Source organism: Treponema sp. R80B11-R83G3, assembly GCF_054786115.1.
In genome coordinates this window covers 1-894 of the sequence record NZ_BDHF01000303.1, presented here as the reverse complement: position 1 = coordinate 894, position 894 = coordinate 1, and the positions used below count along the sequence as shown (strand labels likewise).

Below are 894 nucleotides of genomic sequence, written 5' to 3'. Positions count from 1 at the left end.
CGTTAATAATTTGACTGAATTGCCATTCAACATCTAAAATATCACCGGCTTTTAACACTGCAAGCAAAATCTCGTTATCGGTAATTTTTATTATCTTAACAGCGCCTTTCTGGATGATAAAAAGCTCGTCTCCCGGTTCGCCCTCGCAAAAAACAATCTGATCTTTTGAATAAGAGCGAACCATTTCGCCGGGCTTTGGAGGCTGTTGAAGATTCTTGACATAGGGGGCGATTTTTTTCATGCGCTCGACGGCATTTGCCATATTTGTGCCGTTTGGACAGCATTTGACATACTTCTGATACGCGTAAAAAGCCTGATTGTACTGATTACGCTTGGCATAATATTCGGCAACATTATAAATATGACTTGGGTCTTCCGCAGCGTTGTTCTTTAACGTTAATCTTGTAAGAGCTTCGTCCAAATAGCGCATTCTTTTGGAGAACTGCATAATTATTTTCATCGCTACAGGAGCGTTGCCCTGAATTAACTGGCTGAACTGCTCTTTTTGAACTGAGATAAGAGTTACGTCCGTAACAGCCTGCGCGGTCTCAATATGGCTATGACCTGACATTGTGGACACAACGCCGAAGAAGTCGCCGGGTCCAAGGATATCGCCGGATTCTTCGGCAACAATTTGAACTTCTTTGGACAGTTTTACCTTTCCAGTGCGAATAATAAAAAATCTGTCAGCGTTCCTTTTACCTTCGACAATTATATATGAGTTTGCGGTAAAATTTACAAATGCCAGTTGCAGTGGCGCGGCCATTTCTCCCCTCTAATCCACAATATATTATTATAGGAACTATATCGACATAATGTCAACCGTCCCTTATAGGTAAAGATAAAGCGCAATTTTCTATCATTTTATCTTATTATAACCGATAATTATAATAA

At 40.3% G+C, this 894-nt stretch carries 1 protein-coding gene; it reads right to left on the bottom strand.

Annotated features, from left to right (window positions below; genetic code table 11):
• Positions 1 to 766, bottom strand: a 766-nt coding sequence (locus tag ACYVRH_RS13480; RefSeq protein ID WP_461257408.1) for a cyclic nucleotide-binding domain-containing protein, incomplete at its 3' end; no start/stop codon positions are given.
• Positions 767 to 894 lie beyond the last annotated feature (128 nt).